Below are 16,371 nucleotides of genomic sequence, written 5' to 3'. Positions count from 1 at the left end.
TCCAGCACCGCCGGGCGGCGTAACCATGTGCCGAACAAGGACAGGAGCCCTCATGAGCCTCTTCACGCTGCCGCCCATTCCCGACATCCCCGTGACAGGAGAGGCCGCGGGCTACCCCGTCCGCCGGATCTTCTGCGTGGGCCGCAACTACGCCGCCCATGCCGCAGAGTTCGGCAACGAGGTGCCGGAGCAGCCCTTCTACTTCACCAAGTCTCCCGCCAACATGGTTCTTTCCGGTGCCGTGACCCCCTATCCCAGCGGGACCGAAAACTACCATTTCGAGATGGAGTTCGCCGTGCTCATCGGCGCGCCGCTCTTCCGGGCCAGCGCGGAAGAGGCCGCCGGCGCGGTCTACGGCTACGCCTGCGCTCTGGACATGACCCGGCGCGACCTTCAGGCGCGCGAACGCAAGCAGCAGCGCCCCTGGGACCTGGGCAAGGATGTCGAAGCCTCTGCCGTCATCGGCACCGCGACCCGGGCCGCGGATTTCGGGCCGGTGACGTCTCAGCGGATCTCGCTGCTGCAGAATGGGGCAGTGAAACAGGACTCGACACTGGACCTGATGATCCACGATGTGCCCGCGATCCTGGCCCACCTATCGGGCTATTATCACCTGGCCCCGGGCGACGTGATCCTGACGGGCACCCCGGAAGGCGTCGGCCCGGTCCAGCCCGGCGACAAGATCGAAGGGCAAATCGAAGGACTTAGCCCGATTTTCCTGGAAATCGCGGCGCCGGACTGACCCTTCGGCAAGACACCGCAGGGCAGGCCCGGCAGCGGCGTCATTTCGCCGATCTGACGGGCCTGTCCCACCCGCGCCCCCTGCTGCGGCAGATTGCTGCAATGCAGCGATTCCAGTATGGTTAATCCATGAGTCGCAAACCCCGCCTTTCCCCGGACGACTGGCTGAACGCCGGCCTCAGGGCCCTTGCCGCCGCAGGGCCCGAAGCGCTGAAGGCCGAGCCCCTGGCAAGAGAGCTCGGGACGACCAAGGGTTCCTTCTACTGGCACTTCGCCGATGTTCCCGCCTTCCGTAAGGCGCTGCTGGATTTCTGGGGCCGTCTTGCCGGCAATGCGCCCGCCCGCCCCACGGACCGGCGCGAGGCGGTCACCCGCCTGCATGAAATCATGCGCAAGGGCTTCCTTGACGAACACGCCACCGAAGTCGCGCTCAGGGCCTGGGCCCGCACGGACCCCGCCGCCGCCGCCACCCTGGCAGAGATCGACGCAAGGCGGCTTGAGTACCTCCGCACGGTCCTCGCCCAGATCGGGGTGACCAATCCAGAGATTGCCCGTATGCTTTATGCAGCCCAGATCGGCATGGTGCAGATCGGGGACGAGGATGAACCCGGGAATGAAGCGGCCCTCGACAGCATGGTGGACCTTGTTCTCGCGCTTCGATAAGCGCGGCTCCTTCCCCTTCCGCGCGCCCTCCCTTGCAGCCCTGCTGACCCTGCTGCTGGCCGTCGGCTGCCGGGAAGAGACCATCGTCGCGGCCGAAACCACCTGGGAAGTCCGCAAGATCAACGGCATCAGCGTAGAGGCCCCGGATCGTGCCACCCTGCGCGTGCCGGAGCTGGGCAAGCTGCATGGCACGGCGCCCTGCAATACCTATGGCGGCGACTGGAGCGGGGTGGAGCACGATTTCCGCGTGCTGCGCGTCAGCACCACCCGCAAGGCCTGCGCGCGGCTCGACGCGGAAAGCACCTATCTTTCCGCCCTCTCCCGCGTGACCTCGGCAGAGCTCAGCGGGCAGCAGCTGACCCTGTCCGGTCCCGGCATCCAGCTTGAGTTCGCCCCCTACCGCTAGGCGCTTTCGCGCGCTATGCGCTTGCGGATCAGGTCCAGCAGGCGCTGGCGCGCATCCGGCAGGGGCTTGTTGCCCTGGTGCTCTGCGAGGTTGCTGCGCAGGAAATGGCCGGTGACGTTCAGCGCCTCCAGCACTTCTGCATCCGGGGCATCGCCCAGCCCCAGCAGGCAGGGCGGCAGGGGCAGCAGGCGATCGGCGTACTCCCCCGCGCCCGCACGGGTCACGGCCCGGCCCGTGCGCGGGGACAGGAACTCCAGCCCCTCGCGCGCGCCGGTGACGGCGCAGGCCCCAAGGTCCAGCCCGAAGCCCATTTCCTCAAGCAGCACCTGTTCCCAGCGAAGATAGGCAAGCGGCCAGATCTCATCCTGGCCCATCAGGTCCAGCAGCTGCTCCGTCTGGCGGTAAAGGCGTGGATAGGTGGCCCGTTCCGGCAGGCAGAAGACCAGCAGCCCGGTGACCGCGTTCAGCCCCGCCAGCGCCAGCCGGTTGCCCATGATATCGGATCGCGAGCGCCGGGTTTCGACGTTGAAATGCCCCAGGTGCGCCTCCAGCCGGGCCCGCCAGGCAAGATCCAGCTGGGCGCCCGGCTGCAACACCGGGGCCAACCTGCGCGAGGCCCCGCCCCGCACAATTCCGGCATGTCGCCCGTGCCCCGGGGTGAAGACCTCGATGATCGCAGAGCTCTCGCCGTGGCGCCTGACCGCCAGAAGGATTCCGTCTTCTCGCCACTCCATCTCGTGATAATCCAATGACTTGCAGACCGGGGCAAGATGGCTCAGCTTGTGCGCATGGATTTTCGCTCACGATCCCTCTCGTCTGCGGCGCGAAACCTGGCCGCCCTGACCGCGCTTGCCGCGGCCGGCGCTCTTGTGCTTGAGGTTCTCAGTTCCGCCCTGTCCCAACCCGGGGATGACCTGCCACATATCCTGTGGTCCCATGCCCGTTATTTCACCATTCTGACCAATGTCATGGTCTGCCTGACCTTTGCCGGCATCGTGCTGGCGAAACGCGCGCCCCCGCCGGCCTGGATGGCGGGCCTGACGCTCTGGATCACGGTCACGGCGCTGGTCTACCACCTTCTGCTCAGCCAGACGCTTACGAGCATGGCGCAATGGGCGGATATCGGCCTGCACAGCGTGACACCTGTGCTGGTGGTCGGATGGTGGCTGATCTTCGCGCCGAAATACGGGCTGCGCCCCGGCCACGCGCTGCTCTGGCTGCTCTGGCCTCTGATCTACATCGGCTACGCGCTGCTGCGCGGGCATTTCGACGGCAGATACCCCTATTTCTTCATCGACCCGATGCAGGTGGGCTGGGACGGGGTGACCATCTGGTCCGCAATCATGGGGCTGGGGATGTTCGTGGGCGGCCTCGTCTTCGTCGGCCTTGGCCGGGCGATCCGGCGCTAGTCCGAAAGGCCGGGTTCCTCCAGCAGGTGGCGGCCCTGCCGGTCTTCCACCTCGATCACCCAGAGGTCGGGATCATAGCCGCGCTGGCGGCTGACGGTCGCGTCGACCTCGCGCTCCTCGCCCGCGGCAAGTTCCACCCATTTGCGGTCCCCGGTCATGATGTCGAAGCTGCGCTGGAAGGCCACGGCGCGGCCGTCGAGCGTGTTCAGCTTCACCAGCACCGCGCCGCCTGTGTCATCGCCATGAGCCACGACAAAGGCAGGGATATCGGCCAGCCGCAGCCGTGTCAGATAGGCAGACACCCAGATCTCGGCAGTCAGTCGCATGGAACCTCCGAAGTGACGGGACGGCGGGCGGGGCGATGCTCCCCCGGGGGGGGAGCGAGCGCCGTCAGGCGTTCCCGTCCTTGAAGTCCAGGCCCATCTCGGAATAGCGCTCGGCCTCTTCCAGCCAGTTCTCACGCACCTTGACCTGCAGGAACAGGTGCACGCGCCGGCCCAGGAATTCTTCCAGCTCCTGGCGCGCGGCGGTGGAGACGGCCTTGATCGTCTCGCCCTTCTTGCCCAGCAGGATGCCCTTGTGGCCATCACGCGCCACGTAGACGATCTGGTCGATCCGCGCAGAGCCGTCCTGGCGCTCTTCCCAGTTCTCCGTTTCCACGGTCAGCTGGTAGGGCAGCTCCTGGTGCAGCCGCAGGGTCAGCTTCTCGCGGGTCATCTCGGCGGCGATCATGCGCATGGGCAGATCGGCGATCTGATCCTCGGGGTACAGCCAGGGGCCTTCCGGCATCTCTGCGGCCAGCCATTCGCGCAGGGCCTGCACGCCATGGCCCTTCTCGGCGCTGATCATGAAGGTCTCGGCAAAGGCATAGCGTTCGTTCATCGCCTGGGTCAGCCCCAGCAGCACCGGCGCCTCCACCCGGTCGATCTTGTTGATCGCCAGGGCCACGCGGCGCCCCTCCAGCTCGGTCAGGGTCTCCAGGATCTTCTCCACGCCCTCGGTGATACCGCGATGCGCCTCGATCAGCAGGACGACCACATCGGCATCCGCCGCACCGCCCCAGGCCGCGGCCACCATGGCCCGGTCCAGCCGCCGGCGCGGCTTGAACAGGCCCGGCGTGTCGACAAAGACCACCTGGCTGTCGCCTTCCAGCGCCACGCCCCGGATACGCGCCCGGGTCGTCTGCACCTTATGCGTGACGATAGAGACCTTGGCCCCCACCATCCGGTTCAGCAGGGTCGATTTGCCGGCATTGGGCTCGCCGATCAGGGCGACGAAGCCTGCACGTGTGCTCATGGGATCATCCTTAGACATGAAGAGCGCCTCTTAGGGCAGAATAGCCTGCTGCGCCAGCCCTGTCTCGTTCCCTGTAAGGGGCGCAGCTCAGAGCAGGGCATCCGGCGCACCCGCCTTCACGGTCCTGCCGTTCCTCAGCAGCGTGTAGGTGCCGCTGGCCACGATCAGCGCCGCGCCGGCCAGGGTCCAGACCCCCGGGCGCTCGCCGAACAGGAAGACCGCGAAAAGCAGCGCCACCAACAGCCTGGAATAGCGGAAGGGCGACACGACAGAGACCTCTCCGGTCTTCATCGCCAGGGTCAGGGCCGTGTAGGCAATGACCCCGATGATTGTTTCGGTCAGCAGAAGCCCCGCGGTGAAGGGGCTTGGCACGGTCACGGCATCGCCGCCCACCAGCACCAGCAGCCCCCCTGCGATCAGCAGGACAAGGAAGCCCAGCGTGCCCAGCTGCCAGCGCGACACGCTGGGCGGCGCCGCCCGCGTCGCAAGATCGCGCGCGGCAAAGCCGATGGTGGCCACCACCGCAAACAGCGCATCCAGCCGAAAGGCCGAAGGGGTGGGTTGCAGGATCAGCAGCACGCCCACCAGACCCACGGACATCGCCGTCCAGCGCCGCCAGCCCACGACCTCGCCAAAGACCAGCACGGCGCCGAAGGTCACCACCAGCGGGGCCGCCTGCAGGATCGCGGCTGTTGAGGACAGCGGCGTATAGGCCAGCGCCAGCGCAAAGAAGAGCCGCCCGGCGATCTCGAAGCCGGAGCGGATCATCAGGCGCGGGCGCAGAGTCTGGGCGTGAAACACCGCCTCTCCGGCCCGGCGCGACATCCCGGCAAAGATCGCCATGCCCAGCACGCCGAAGACCATCAGGGCCAACCCCGGAGAGACCTCTTGCGTGATGATCTTGAACAGCACGTCCTCGCAGGCGAAGCACATCATGGCGAGCAGCATCCACAGCGCGCCACGCAGGTTGTCGCTCACGTGTCGTCCTTCATGAGCCGGTCCAGCAGGGCCTTGGCCGCCGCCTGTTCCGCCGCCCGCTTGGAATTCGCCCGGGCCGAGGCCTCTTCGCCGCTGACCAGCTTGGCGCAGATCGTGAAGACCGGCGCATGATCGGGACCGGAACGGTCAAGCTCCAGGTAGCTGGGCGGGGGCAGACGCCGCGCCTGGGCCCATTCCTGAAGCGATGTCTTGGCGTCGCGGGCATCCGCTTCCACCGCCTCGATCCGAGAGGACCAGTGCCGCAGGATCACGCCCCGCGCGGCCTCGAAACCGGCATCCAGGTAGACCGCGGCAATCACCGCCTCCATCGCGTCGCCCAGCAGCGCCAGCTTGCGCCGCCCGCCGCTGATCTGTTCGGACCGGCCCAGCTTCAGAACCGCGCCCAGGTCGATGTCGCGGGCGATATCGGCGCAGGTTTCCTTGCGCACCAAGGCGTTGAAGCGCGGTGCCAGCTTGCCTTCGCTGGCGGCTTCATCCTCGGCCAGCAGCGCCTCTGCCATCACCAGGCCCAGCACCCGGTCGCCCAGGAACTCAAGCCGCTGGTTGTCGCTTCGCGCGGGGGTGGAGGCAGAGCTGTGGGTGACCGCGCGCACAAGCAGCTCGGCCCGGACAAACTCATGTCCAAGCCTGTCCTGAAAGGCTCTCAGCTCTTGCGAAAGTTTCATCTGTCCGGCTCCGGCTTCCCGCGATCAGACCATGCGCCCGCCTTGCAAGGCAAGCGTCAGGATCCTTCGGCCAGCAGGTCTTCCTTGCTCTGCTGCACGGCCCGGAAGAAGCGCCCCTTGCGCCAGTCCCAGAAGAACAGCAGCGACCGGCCCGCGGAAGAGAACATGATCCGGTCGGCGCGGCCGATCAGGTTGGCCTTGGGCACGAAACCCACGCCGCCAACGCTCTGCGGGAAGCGCGAGTCGGTGGAATTGTCACGGTTGTCGCCCATGAAGAAATACATGTCTTCGGGCACGTGGTAGACCCCGGTGTCATCCGCGTGGCGCTGGTAGCGGATATCCAGGATCGAATGGCTGACCCCGTTCGGCAGCGTCTCGATGAAACGCTCCTTCTCGCATTCGCCACCGATGCCGACCGGACCGTTGGAACACAGCGGCGTGCGCCCCTGAAGACCCTGCGGCGCATAGGTTTCAACGAAGGTGCCGCCGTCTTCGACCTGCACGGCCTCACCGTTGATGTAGAGGGCAGAGTCGATCATCTGGATCTCGTCGCCCGGCAGGCCGATCAGGCGCTTGATGTAATCCTCGCCCGTTACCGGGTGGCGGAAGACCACCACGTCGCCGCGCTCGGGATCGCCGCCCAGGATCCGGCCCTCTTCGCCCATCCAGCCGCAGACATCCTTGGCGTCGATATCCACGCCAAAGCGCGCCAGCCGCACGGAGGGGCAGGAGGCATAGGAATAGCCATAGGCCATCTTGTTCACGAACAGGAAGTCACCGACAAGCAGCGTATCCTTCATCGACCCTGAGGGGATCCAGAATGGCTGGAAGAACAGGGTCCGGAAAACCCCGGCGATCAGCAGCGCCCAGAAGATGGTCTTGATGGTTTCCCAGAGGAAATTGCCGCTTTCCTTCTTCGCCTTCTCAGCCATGCGCCGCCGGTCCCTTGCTGCCTGTATCTGCTGCCTGTGCCCGGCGGCACGTCCTGCGGCCACCAAGCCCCGGCTTCATGCGCGTCCGCGACGGGCAAAGTCAAGCCGTCCGCGGCCTCACTGCCATCACTCGGATGCGAGCGGCGCGTCGCCTTGGCCCAGCGGGCGGGCCTCGATCACCACGAAGGCCTGCGCCCAGGGGTGGTCATCTGTCAGCGTGACATGGATGATCGCCTCATGTCCGGGCGGGGTCATCTGGGCCAGCCTCTCGGCGGCCCAGCCGGTCACTTCCATGACGGGCTGGCCGGTGCGCAGGTTGCTCACCGCCATGTCGCGCCAGGAAATGCCCATGCGAAGCCCCGTGCCAAGCGCCTTCGAGCACGCCTCCTTGGCGGCCCACCGCTTGGCATAGGTGCCGGCCTCGTCCTTGCGGCGGGCGGCCTTCTTCTGTTCGATATCGGTGAAGACCCGGTTGCGGAAGCGGTCGCCGAAACGGTCGAGCGTATTCGAGATACGCTCGATATTCGCGAGATCGGTGCCGATGCCCAGGATCATGTCTGCTCCGCCAGAGGTTTCGGGCCGACTTAGCGCGATTTCACTGCGCTGTCAGGCCCGATCTTCCGGCGAAAGCGGGTCAGCCGTGGCAAAGCCCGGGCTGTACCGGCGCTGCCGTCTTGCGGGGCGCGCGGTATTCGGCCAGCTGGACCACGGGGGCAGCGGGCCTGCGCAGCGGCAGGTCTGCCAGTTCACTCAGCGACATCCGGGAAATCTCAGGCTGGTCGATGGGCTCTCTGGAGCGGCGTGCTGCGGGTTGGGTGAACCATTTGAACATGGTTTTCTCCTTTCTTGGTTTCAGATGATAGTGATTTAGGGCCTCCGAAGTCCCTTTTGAATTGCAGCAAACGTATAGCGGGGTTTAGCTAAGCTATATGCATCCGCTGAATCGCCTTCACCTGAACAACCTGCGCGCGGTCGAATCCGTGGCCCGCAGCGGATCCCTGCGTGCAGCGGCGGAAGAGATGGGGATCTCTCCCGGAGCGGTCTCCCAGCAGGTGGCGCGGGCCGAAGAAACCGTGGGGCAAAAGCTGTTCGACCGCCGGCCCGGCGGCATGGTCCCCGCCCCCGGCACAGAGGAATTCTTCCGCCTGCTGACCTCCGGCTTCCGGCAATTGTCCGCCGCGGCGGAACTGGGGCGGCGCGACCGCGGGCAGGAGCTGCGGATCTCCTGCGCCCCGATCTTTGCCGCGCGCTGGCTGATCTGGCGGCTGCCGGCCTTCTACCGCAGCTTCCCGGACCTGAAGGTGCGGCTGGACAGCCAGGTGTCGCTGGCCGATCCCAATGACGGCAACACGGATTTCGCCATCCGCATCGGGCGTGGCCCCTACCCCGACCTGCGGGCGCAAAGCCTGTTCGCCATGCGGATCGTGCCGGTTTGCTCACCTGAGCTAGCGCGCACCATCGTCAGCCAGCAGGATTTCGCAAGCGTGCCGATCATCCGCGACACCAACGCGATGTACACCTGGGATGACTGGCTGGTGCCCGAGGGCGCGGGCGGGCTGGTGCTGCGCGACGGGCCGGAATTCTCCGAAGCCTCGCTCTGCCTGGATGCCGCGATGTCCGGGGCCGGCGTCTTCCTGTCCTTCGAAACGCTCTGCCGGGATGCGCTGGACCAGGGCCGCGTCGCCGCGCCGATCCCGCGCTTTCACCGCACGGACCTGCGCTACTGGCTGATTTCCGCGGGCGAGATGTCCCTGTCCCCGGCGCAACGGCTGTTCCGCAAATGGCTGCTGGAGGCCACCGGGCGCGAAGGGCTGGGCCATCGCGCCGTCGGCGATCCGCCACCGCCGCCCCAGCCGGGCGGCGTCACGCCAGTGGCCTGAAATCACGCGCAAAAAACCGGCTGAGAGCCACCGCCCGTCAGGCCCGCGCTTCATCCATCAGGCGGCGCATTTCCGCGATGGCCGGTTGCAGCCCGCGAAAGATCGCTTCGCCGATCAGGAAATGGCCGATGTTCAGCTCGCGCAGCTCGGGGAAAGCGGCGATGGGCTTCACCGTGTCATAGGTCAGCCCGTGGCCCGCGTGGACCTCAAGCCCCAGCTCATGGCCAAGGGCGGCCATCTCGCGCAGGCGCTCCAGCTCTGCATCGCGATCGTCAAAGCGCCCCTCGGCATGGGCATCGCAATAGGCGCCGGTGTGCAGTTCGATCACCTGGGCACCGATCCGGTGCGCGGCTTCGATCTGGGGGCGGTCGGCGGCGATGAAGATCGACACCCGGCAACCCGCCTCCCGCAGCGGAGCGATGAAATGCGCCAGCCGGTTCTCTTCCCGCGCAACTTCCAGCCCGCCCTCGGTGGTGCGTTCCTCGCGCTTCTCGGGGACGATGCAGACCGCGTGGGGCTTGTGGCGCAGGGCGATGGCCTGCATCTCGTCTGTGGCGGCCATCTCGAAGTTCAGCGGCACGCTTAGCACCTCTGCCAGCCCTTCGATATCGGCATCCGAAATATGGCGGCGGTCTTCGCGCAGGTGGGCGGTGATCCCGTCCGCGCCCGCCTCTTCGGCGATCTTCGCGGCCCGCAGGGGATCCGGATAGGCACCGCCGCGCGCGTTGCGCACGGTGGCCACGTGGTCGATGTTCACGCCAAGACGCAGTTGGGGCTGATCGCTCATGCGGGGCTCCTCTCACTCACTCCGCCACATGAATGCCGCAGGATCGGCGCGGGGGCCAGAGACAATCTTGCATTGCCGCAGCATGGCCAGGACACCGGGCCCGCGATTGCAGGCGGATCGGGCCGCAAGGCTCAGCCGCCCTTGCCGGACTCCGTCGCGGGTTTCGCCTTTGGCTTGGGCACGTGCTTGGGCGCCGGCTGCCCGGACTTGGCCCGGATCGCGGCCAGCTTGGTCTTCAGCGCGCCGCGCCGCCGGGTCTGGTAGGCCCGGATCACTGGCACCGTCAGCAGGTAGGCCGCCAAACCGCAGATCAGCCCCGGCGCGATGCCCCCGATCATGTAGGGGAAGAAGACCTCGTGATAGAAGACCCGCAGCCCGTCCCAATGCGCCTCCGCATCGGTGAACAGGGCCATGAAATTCTCCCAAAGGTCATAGCTCGCGTCCACGAACATCCCCCCGAAAGAGCGCGGCGTGCCCGCCTCCGGCCCCTGCGCCGGTGGCAGCCCATGGGGGCCGGACATGGAGATGCCGGGCAGATCGTCGATCAGGCCGGCAGGGGGTCCGTCCGGCAGCCCGCCCTGGGGATGGAAGCCGTATTTCGCCGGCTCCCCGATGCCGTGCTCTGCCGCCGTGTTGACGATGAAATACCCCGTCTGAAGGGAAATCACGCTGATCGGGACGAAGGTCACCGGGTTGGACACGAAGGTCGCCAGGATCGCCGCGATCACGTTGCCGCGCACGATCAGCGCCAGCAGCGCTGAGACCACGAAATGCAGCCCGTAAAAGGGGGTAAAGACCGTGAACACCCCCGCCGCGATCCCCCGAGAGATCTTTTCGGGGCTGTCCGGCAGACGCCGCAACCTGTGCTTGGTGTAATGAAAGGCCCGCGTCCAGCCACCGCGTGGCCAGAGAAAATCCGAAATGATCTTCCAGAAAGGCCGTCTGTCGCGGCGCTTAAAGACCAACGGTGTCTCCCTCTACGAGGTTTGGACGGCGTGTGGGGGTGCCGTCTCCGGGTTGCTGTGACGAGAGACCGTAGCCACGTCCGCTTCTGCCTCAAGGGCAGAGATCACGGTGTGCAGATGTTCCGCATCTCTCAACTCGACGTCGACCAGAAGCCGGTAGAAGTCCGGCTTGCGGTCCTTGAACTCAAGGTTGGAGATATTCACCTTCTGCTCACCGATCAATGTGCAAATCCGTCCCAGGGCACCGGGATCGTTTGCCAGCGTCAATTCCAGCGTCACCATGTAGATCGCGGCATGTCGGCCCGCCTGCCAATGCAGGTCGACCCAGCGGTCCGGCTGATCCTCGTAGGCGGCCAGCGATTCGCAGTTGATCGCATGGATGGCCAGCGGGCGGCCGCGCCAGGTGATGCCCACGATCCGCTCGCCCGGCAGGGGCTGGCAGCAGGGCGCACGCTTGAAGCTTTGCCCCTCGGCCAGGCCGATCAGGGCGCGGTCGCGCTTGACCGCATCGGCATCGTCGTTCTCCATCAGCTCGGGATAAAGCACGGTCACCACGCGGGCGACGCGCAGCTCCGCCCGGCCAAGCTGCGCCAGCAGCTCCTGGCGGTCTTCCAGCAGCAGCTTGCGGGCCGCCGTGTCCAGCGCCTTGTCGGTGGCCTTCTTGCCGACGTGATCGAAGCCCGATCGCGCCAGCTCCTTGCCCAGCTTGATGTAGCGTTCCCGGTCCACTTCGCGCAGCGCGCGGCGGATCGCGGCCTTGGCCCGGCCGGTCTGGGCGATCTCAAGCCAGGTGGCCTGGGGCGCCTGGCCCTCTGCCGTGATGATCTCCACCGACTGGCCGTTCTTGATCCGGGTCCAGAGCGGCACGCGCATGCCGTCCACCTTGGCCCCGACGCAGGCGGAGCCGATCCGGGTGTGGATCGCATAGGCGAAATCGATCGGGGTCGCGCCGCGCGGCAGTTTCACGACCTCGCCCTTCGGCGTGAAGCAGAAGACCTTGTCGGAATACATTTCCAGCTTCACGGCCTCGAGGAAATCCTCGTGGTCCTCTTCGCCGGCAACCTGTTCGCTCAGCGCCGAAATCCAGCGGGTGGGATCCACGGCAAAGCGGTTCTCCACCTTGATCCCGTCGCGATAGGCCCAGTGGGCCGCAACGCCGGACTCCGCCACCTCGTGCATTTCGCGGGTGCGGATCTGCACCTCTACCCGCTTGCCGTCCTGCCCCGATACCGTGGTGTGGATCGACCGGTATCCGTTCGATTTCGGCTGGCTGACGTAATCCTTGAACCGGCCCGGAATGGACTTCCAGCGGCGGTGAACCACGCCCAGGGCACGGTAGCAGTCATCCTCGGATTCCGTCAGGATGCGGAATCCGTAAATATCTGACAGCCTTGAAAAACTTTGCCCCTTCTCTTCCATCTTGCGCCAGATGGAATAGGGCTTCTTGGCGCGCCCCAGCACTTCGGCGGGGATGTCGTTCGCCTTGAGCTCCGCGCGCATGTCGCGGGTCACGCGTTCGATCACGTCGCCGGTCTCGTTCTGAAGAGAGACGAAGCGGCGGATGATGGCGCTGCGGCGCTCCGGGTCGAGCACGCGGAAGGACAGGTCCTCCAGCTCCTCGCGCATCCACTGCATCCCCATGCGCCCGGCCAGCGGGGCGAAGATGTCCATGGTCTCGCGGGCCTTCTGGACCTGCTTCTCCGGCTTCATCGCCTTGATGGTGCGCATGTTGTGCAGCCGGTCGGCCAGCTTCACCAGCAGCACCCGCATGTCGCGCGACATGGCGATGAACAGTTTGCGGAAGTTCTCTGCCTGCTTGGTTTCCGAGGAAGACAGCTGCAGGTTGGTCAGCTTGGTGACGCCATCCACCAGGTCCGCGACCTCTTCGCCGAACTGCTCGGCGATCTGCATGTAAGAGGCCTTGGTGTCCTCGATCGTGTCATGCAGCAGGGCGGTGATGATCGTGGCATCATCCAGCTTCTGCCCGGCCAGGATGGTGGCCACGGCGATGGGATGATTGAAATAGGGCTCTCCGGACCGTCGGAACTGCCCCTCATGCATGTCGCGCCCAAAGTCATAGGCGCCCCGGATGAGCTTTACGTCCGTCTTCGGGTTGTAAGCCCGGACAAGAGCAATGAGGTCATCGGCCGGAACCAGGTCCAGACGGGCCCCCTTGTCCTCCATCACCGTTCCATCCTGCATGGAGTTTCATCCGGATAGCTGTGGATCCGGGCGGTCGCGTCGGCCGCGGCAACCGCCACGGCCAGCCGTCGGCTTAGCCCTGACGTTGCGCTTCGACCAGCGCGCGCAGCAGTTTCTCTTCGCTCATGTCGTCTTCGACGGGCTTGTCGGCCGCCTCAGCACCCATCAGCAGCGCCATGCTGTCTTCTTCGGGTTCGTCGATCTCGATCTGGGTCTGGTTCGACTCGATCAGGCGCTCGCGCAGCTCATCGGCCGATTGCGTTTCCTCGGCGATCTCGCGCAGGCTGACGACGGGGTTCTTGTCGTTGTCGCGGTCCACGGTGATCGGGCCACCGGCGCTGATCTCACGCGCACGGTGTGCCGCCAGCATGACCAGTTCGAACCGGTTCGGAACCTTGTCGACACAATCTTCAACGGTGACGCGGGCCATCTGGCACTCCTTGCGAACGGATGCGGTAGAAAAACTAGAGACGCATATCTAAAGGGTTTGCCCCTTAGAGACAAGCCGATTCTGGCAGCGGCACCACCTCGCGCAGCGCCCCTGTAGGAAGATCGTCACACATTTCCGTGACCGTCTTACCCAAAATCGGGTGTTTCCACTCTGGCGCAACGTCCCGCAATGGCACAAGAACGAAAGCCCGCTCCTGCATTCTTGGGTGTGGCAGCAAAAGCTCTTCTGGCCATTTTTTAAGCTGCTCTTCCAGCGGCAATTCACGCCACTTGCGGTGCTCTTCGGCCCCCGGCAGGACCAGGTCGCCGGCGGCAATCAGGTCCAGGTCCAGACGCCGCGGACCCCACCGTTTTTTCCGTTCACGGCCAAATAGATATTCAATTTCGTGAAGATGTTCCAGCATGACGTCGGGACTCATCTCACCCCGTAGAATAAGCGCTGCATTGACGTAATCGGGCCCCGACCCGGCGGGGAAAGCGGGGGTCGAATAGAGCCGGCTCAGGCGCTCCACGGGGCAGATACGTTGTTCCAGTGACGCCACGACGGAACGCACAAATTCCCCTCGACTCTCCTTTTCGGAGAACATATTTCCGCCAACTGCAACCATGAATGCCAAGCCTTCAGATCGCGTTACCCTATTGTCTTGGACTTCCAAGTTCACTTGATGCATCCTCAGCTAGCATTTATTTTGCAGTATCTGTCCCGGTTCCAAGCGCAATTATACACTCATCGTGGCGGGGCAGTTGATTGGAAGGGTTTTTTTGATGTTCTACAAGGACGAACGGCTCGCGCTGTTCATCGATGGATCGAACCTCTACGCTGCCGCCAAAGCGTTGGGTTTCGACATCGATTACAAGTTGCTCCGGCAGGAATTCATGCGCCGTGGCAAGTTGTTGCGGGCCTTCTACTACACCGCACTACTTGAAAATGACGAGTACTCACCCATCCGTCCCCTGGTTGACTGGCTGCACTACAACGGCTTCACCATGGTCACCAAGCCGGCCAAGGAATTCACGGACAGCCAGGGCCGCCGCAAGGTCAAGGGCAACATGGATATCGAGCTTACCGTCGATGCCATGGAGCTTGCCCCCCGGGTCGATCACATCGTGCTCTTCTCCGGTGACGGAGACTTCCGTCCGCTGGTGGAAAGCCTGCAACGCCAGGGTGTTCGCGTCTCCGTTGTCTCGACGATTCGTTCTCAACCTCCGATGATTGCCGACGAACTGCGCCGTCAGGCAGACAATTTCATCGAGCTGGACGAACTGAAGGAAGTGATCGGCCGGCCGCCGCGGGATCCCATCGGCGAAGACGCGCGCTCGCGCTCTACCGTCAGCGGCTGATCGGGTGACAGCGGCGATGCTGGGTGAGGCCGCCTCAATGGCCCTCGCCGCCTTTGGTGCGGCCACCCTTCTGCCGTTCCAGTCGGAAATCGTCTTTGCCGCGATCCAGCTGCGCGGGTCCCTGCCGCTGGGCTGGCTGATCGTCGTGGCCAGCATCGCCAATACCGCGGGCTCCTTCGTGAACTACCTGATGGGGCTCTGGATCGAACACTACCGGGATCGCCGCTGGTTCCCTGTGAAAGAGGCGCAGCTGGCGCGGGCGCAGGCATGGTACCAACGCTGGGGGCTCTGGTCGCTGCTGCTGTCCTGGGCGCCGCTGGGCGATGCGATCACGGTGGTGGCCGGGGTCATGCGCACGCCGGTCTGGGCCTTCCTGGCGCTGGTCGGGCTGGCCAAGACGCTGCGCTACATCCTGCTGGCCTGGGCCACGGCAGGTCTGCTGGGCTAAACCGCCCCTTTACCACGCAGGCCCTATTCCTTACCTCTGTCAGGCGACAGGAGACCCAGATGACCAAGCCGCCCCTTTCCCTTTACCTGGCAGCCCCGCGCGGGTTCTGCGCCGGTGTCGACCGTGCAATCAAGATCGTGGAAATGGCGCTGCAGAAATGGGGCGCCCCGGTCTACGTCCGCCATGAGATCGTCCATAACAAGTACGTCGTCGACGGGCTGCGCGCCAAGGGCGCCGTCTTTGTCGAGGAACTCTCCGAATGCCCCGATGACCGCCCGGTGATCTTCTCCGCCCACGGCGTGCCCAAGTCCGTGCCGGCAGAGGCCGCCAGCCGAGAGATGATCTATGTCGATGCCACCTGCCCGCTCGTCTCCAAGGTCCATATCGAGGCCGAGCGCCACGCAGAGGCTGGCCTGCAGATCATCATGATCGGCCATGCCGGCCACCCTGAAACCGTGGGCACCATGGGCCAGCTGCCGGCGGGCGACGTGCTGCTCGTGGAAACCGAACAGGACGTGGCCAGCCTGGACGTGCGCGATCCCGCCAACCTGGCCTTCGTCACCCAGACCACGCTGTCGGTCGATGACACAAAGAGTATCGTCGCCGCGCTCCAGGCCCGCTTCCCGGCCATCATCGGCCCGCACAAGGAAGACATCTGCTACGCCACCACCAACCGCCAGGAAGCGGTCAAGGCCATGGCGGAACGGATCGACGCGATGCTGGTTGTGGGGGCGCCCAACAGCTCCAACTCCCGCCGCCTGGTGGAGGTCGCCAGCGCCAACGGCTGCGATTACGCCCAGCTGGTGCAACGCGCCACCGATATCGACTGGCGCGCGCTGGAGGGGATCCGCAGCATCGGCATCACCGCCGGGGCCTCTGCCCCCGAAGTGCTGGTGAACGAGGTGATCGAGGCCCTGGGCGAACGCTACGCGGTCACGGTCGAATTGGTCGAAACCGCGGTGGAGAACGTCGAGTTCAAGGTCCCCCGCGTCCTGCGCACCCCCGCCGCCGCAGGCTGATCACAGTCCCAGCCCGCCGCTATGCGCTCCCGCCTCGGGCGGAGCGCCGCGCGCGCGGGGACAAGCCCCTCTTCCGCGCCGCTTGTCGCATCCGCTCCCGACCCGGCCCGGTCCAAAAGCGCCCGGACATGACCCGATGCGCCTGGTTGCCGGGCACGCACTTGGGCG

21 protein-coding genes are annotated in these 16,371 nt (G+C 65.5%); 8 read left to right on the top strand and 13 right to left on the bottom strand.

Annotation, left to right across the window (positions count from 1 at the left end):
- Positions 1-52 precede the first annotated feature (52 nt).
- The 3 genes from HCZ97_RS17925 (at position 53) to HCZ97_RS17915 (ending at position 1,810) form a co-directional block, all read left to right on the top strand.
- Positions 53-742, top strand: a complete 690-nt coding sequence (locus tag HCZ97_RS17925) for a fumarylacetoacetate hydrolase family protein (protein WP_167690484.1) — start codon at positions 53-55, stop codon at positions 740-742.
- Between the two features lie 128 nt (positions 743-870).
- Positions 871-1,404, top strand: coding sequence for a TetR/AcrR family transcriptional regulator (locus HCZ97_RS17920; RefSeq protein ID WP_167690483.1), 534 nt, complete (start codon positions 871-873; stop codon positions 1,402-1,404).
- Positions 1,385-1,810 carry an META domain-containing protein gene (locus tag HCZ97_RS17915; protein WP_167690482.1) on the top strand — a complete coding sequence of 142 codons (426 nt, stop codon included), beginning with the start codon at positions 1,385-1,387 and terminating at the stop codon, positions 1,808-1,810. The genes HCZ97_RS17920 and HCZ97_RS17915 overlap by 20 nt, the downstream gene beginning before the upstream one ends.
- Here the strand turns inward: HCZ97_RS17915 and recO are convergent.
- Complete coding sequence (gene recO / locus HCZ97_RS17910; protein WP_167690481.1) at positions 1,807-2,544, bottom strand: DNA repair protein RecO; 738 nt, start codon at positions 2,542-2,544, stop codon at positions 1,807-1,809. The genes HCZ97_RS17915 and recO overlap by 4 nt on opposite strands.
- A 54-nt stretch (positions 2,545-2,598) precedes the next feature.
- On the opposite strand from recO, the gene HCZ97_RS17905 reads away from it, so the two are divergent.
- A complete protein-coding gene (locus HCZ97_RS17905; protein ID WP_167690480.1) occupies positions 2,599-3,219 on the top strand; it encodes a Pr6Pr family membrane protein in 621 nt (206 codons plus the stop codon).
- Here the strand turns inward: HCZ97_RS17905 and HCZ97_RS17900 are convergent.
- The 7 genes from HCZ97_RS17900 to HCZ97_RS17870 form a co-directional block, all read right to left on the bottom strand.
- Entirely contained in the window at positions 3,216-3,545 is a 330-nt protein-coding gene (locus HCZ97_RS17900) for a DUF1491 family protein (RefSeq protein WP_167690479.1), read from the bottom strand. The two genes, HCZ97_RS17905 and HCZ97_RS17900, sit on opposite strands and share 4 nt — an antisense overlap.
- A 64-nt stretch (positions 3,546-3,609) precedes the next feature.
- Complete coding sequence (era, locus tag HCZ97_RS17895) at positions 3,610-4,515, bottom strand: GTPase Era (RefSeq protein ID WP_167690478.1); 906 nt, start codon at positions 4,513-4,515, stop codon at positions 3,610-3,612.
- Between the two features lie 87 nt (positions 4,516-4,602).
- Complete coding sequence (locus HCZ97_RS17890) at positions 4,603-5,493, bottom strand: DMT family transporter (RefSeq protein ID WP_368484395.1); 891 nt, start codon at positions 5,491-5,493, stop codon at positions 4,603-4,605.
- A complete protein-coding gene (gene rnc, locus HCZ97_RS17885) occupies positions 5,490-6,179 on the bottom strand; it encodes a ribonuclease III (protein ID WP_167690477.1) in 690 nt (229 codons plus the stop codon). The genes HCZ97_RS17890 and rnc overlap by 4 nt, the downstream gene beginning before the upstream one ends.
- 56 nt (positions 6,180-6,235) lie before the next feature.
- On the bottom strand, positions 6,236-7,111 hold the full coding sequence (gene lepB / locus HCZ97_RS17880; RefSeq protein ID WP_167690476.1) for a signal peptidase I: 876 nt from the start codon (positions 7,109-7,111) through the stop codon (positions 6,236-6,238).
- A gap of 126 nt (positions 7,112-7,237) precedes the next feature.
- Entirely contained in the window at positions 7,238-7,666 is a 429-nt protein-coding gene (gene acpS, locus HCZ97_RS17875; RefSeq protein ID WP_167690475.1) for a holo-ACP synthase, read from the bottom strand.
- A 79-nt stretch (positions 7,667-7,745) separates the two neighbouring features.
- Complete coding sequence (locus tag HCZ97_RS17870; protein WP_167690474.1) at positions 7,746-7,943, bottom strand: hypothetical protein; 198 nt, start codon at positions 7,941-7,943, stop codon at positions 7,746-7,748.
- Positions 7,944-8,040: 97 nt separating this feature from the next.
- Between HCZ97_RS17870 and HCZ97_RS17865 the strand changes: the two genes are divergently transcribed.
- Entirely contained in the window at positions 8,041-8,991 is a 951-nt protein-coding gene (locus HCZ97_RS17865; RefSeq protein ID WP_167690473.1) for a LysR substrate-binding domain-containing protein, read from the top strand.
- A 37-nt stretch (positions 8,992-9,028) separates the two neighbouring features.
- On the opposite strand, the gene HCZ97_RS17860 is transcribed toward HCZ97_RS17865, so the two are convergent.
- The 5 genes from HCZ97_RS17860 to folK all read right to left on the bottom strand — a co-directional run bounded on the left by HCZ97_RS17860 (position 9,029) and on the right by folK (position 14,057).
- Positions 9,029-9,778 carry a pyridoxine 5'-phosphate synthase gene (locus HCZ97_RS17860; protein WP_167690472.1) on the bottom strand — a complete coding sequence of 250 codons (750 nt, stop codon included), beginning with the start codon at positions 9,776-9,778 and terminating at the stop codon, positions 9,029-9,031.
- A 131-nt stretch (positions 9,779-9,909) separates the two neighbouring features.
- On the bottom strand, positions 9,910-10,743 hold the full coding sequence (locus tag HCZ97_RS17855; protein ID WP_167690471.1) for a DUF2062 domain-containing protein: 834 nt from the start codon (positions 10,741-10,743) through the stop codon (positions 9,910-9,912).
- Between the two features lie 12 nt (positions 10,744-10,755).
- Positions 10,756-12,900 carry a bifunctional (p)ppGpp synthetase/guanosine-3',5'-bis(diphosphate) 3'-pyrophosphohydrolase gene (locus tag HCZ97_RS17850; RefSeq protein WP_167690501.1) on the bottom strand — a complete coding sequence of 715 codons (2,145 nt, stop codon included), beginning with the start codon at positions 12,898-12,900 and terminating at the stop codon, positions 10,756-10,758.
- A 118-nt stretch (positions 12,901-13,018) separates the two neighbouring features.
- Positions 13,019-13,375 carry a DNA-directed RNA polymerase subunit omega gene (gene rpoZ / locus HCZ97_RS17845; protein WP_167690470.1) on the bottom strand — a complete coding sequence of 119 codons (357 nt, stop codon included), beginning with the start codon at positions 13,373-13,375 and terminating at the stop codon, positions 13,019-13,021.
- Positions 13,376-13,439: 64 nt separating this feature from the next.
- Positions 13,440-14,057 carry a 2-amino-4-hydroxy-6-hydroxymethyldihydropteridine diphosphokinase gene (folK, locus tag HCZ97_RS17840; protein ID WP_368484394.1) on the bottom strand — a complete coding sequence of 206 codons (618 nt, stop codon included), beginning with the start codon at positions 14,055-14,057 and terminating at the stop codon, positions 13,440-13,442.
- Positions 14,058-14,160: 103 nt separating this feature from the next.
- On the opposite strand from folK, the gene HCZ97_RS17835 reads away from it, so the two are divergent.
- Genes HCZ97_RS17835 through ispH form a run of 3 tightly spaced genes read left to right on the top strand, consistent with a single transcriptional unit; the run spans position 14,161 to position 16,203 of the window.
- On the top strand, positions 14,161-14,736 hold the full coding sequence (locus HCZ97_RS17835; protein ID WP_167690468.1) for an NYN domain-containing protein: 576 nt from the start codon (positions 14,161-14,163) through the stop codon (positions 14,734-14,736).
- A 37-nt stretch (positions 14,737-14,773) separates the two neighbouring features.
- The gene (locus tag HCZ97_RS17830; protein ID WP_254871595.1) at positions 14,774-15,184 is read left to right on the top strand and encodes a YqaA family protein; all 411 of its coding nucleotides are present in this window, start codon (positions 14,774-14,776) and stop codon (positions 15,182-15,184) included.
- A 59-nt stretch (positions 15,185-15,243) separates the two neighbouring features.
- Positions 15,244-16,203 (top strand): 4-hydroxy-3-methylbut-2-enyl diphosphate reductase, encoded by a 960-nt coding sequence (ispH, locus tag HCZ97_RS17825; RefSeq protein WP_167690466.1) that lies wholly within the window; start codon positions 15,244-15,246, stop codon positions 16,201-16,203.
- The last annotated feature ends 168 nt before the right edge of the window (positions 16,204-16,371 follow it).

The organism is Pseudooceanicola sp. HF7 (genome assembly GCF_011806405.1).
Classification (GTDB): domain Bacteria; phylum Pseudomonadota; class Alphaproteobacteria; order Rhodobacterales; family Rhodobacteraceae; genus Pseudooceanicola.
This window is presented reverse-complemented; position numbering and strand designations above follow the sequence as displayed.

Coding starts and splice junctions, on each gene's coding strand:
- HCZ97_RS17925 (WP_167690484.1), top strand. CDS start 53: ATGAGCCTCTTCACGCTGCCGCCCATTCCCGACATCCCCGTGACAGGA.
- era (WP_167690478.1), bottom strand. CDS start 4,515: ATGAGCACACGTGCAGGCTTCGTCGCCCTGATCGGCGAGCCCAATGCC.
- ispH (WP_167690466.1), top strand. CDS start 15,244: ATGACCAAGCCGCCCCTTTCCCTTTACCTGGCAGCCCCGCGCGGGTTC.
- acpS (WP_167690475.1), bottom strand. CDS start 7,666: ATGATCCTGGGCATCGGCACCGATCTCGCGAATATCGAGCGTATCTCG.
- HCZ97_RS17860 (WP_167690472.1), bottom strand. CDS start 9,778: ATGAGCGATCAGCCCCAACTGCGTCTTGGCGTGAACATCGACCACGTG.
- lepB (WP_167690476.1), bottom strand. CDS start 7,111: ATGGCTGAGAAGGCGAAGAAGGAAAGCGGCAATTTCCTCTGGGAAACC.
- recO (WP_167690481.1), bottom strand. CDS start 2,544: ATGGAGTGGCGAGAAGACGGAATCCTTCTGGCGGTCAGGCGCCACGGC.
- HCZ97_RS17865 (WP_167690473.1), top strand. CDS start 8,041: ATGCATCCGCTGAATCGCCTTCACCTGAACAACCTGCGCGCGGTCGAA.
- HCZ97_RS17905 (WP_167690480.1), top strand. CDS start 2,599: ATGGATTTTCGCTCACGATCCCTCTCGTCTGCGGCGCGAAACCTGGCC.
- rpoZ (WP_167690470.1), bottom strand. CDS start 13,375: ATGGCCCGCGTCACCGTTGAAGATTGTGTCGACAAGGTTCCGAACCGG.
- HCZ97_RS17870 (WP_167690474.1), bottom strand. CDS start 7,943: ATGTTCAAATGGTTCACCCAACCCGCAGCACGCCGCTCCAGAGAGCCC.
- HCZ97_RS17830 (WP_254871595.1), top strand. CDS start 14,774: ATGGCCCTCGCCGCCTTTGGTGCGGCCACCCTTCTGCCGTTCCAGTCG.
- rnc (WP_167690477.1), bottom strand. CDS start 6,179: ATGAAACTTTCGCAAGAGCTGAGAGCCTTTCAGGACAGGCTTGGACAT.
- HCZ97_RS17835 (WP_167690468.1), top strand. CDS start 14,161: ATGTTCTACAAGGACGAACGGCTCGCGCTGTTCATCGATGGATCGAAC.
- HCZ97_RS17900 (WP_167690479.1), bottom strand. CDS start 3,545: ATGCGACTGACTGCCGAGATCTGGGTGTCTGCCTATCTGACACGGCTG.
- HCZ97_RS17920 (WP_167690483.1), top strand. CDS start 871: ATGAGTCGCAAACCCCGCCTTTCCCCGGACGACTGGCTGAACGCCGGC.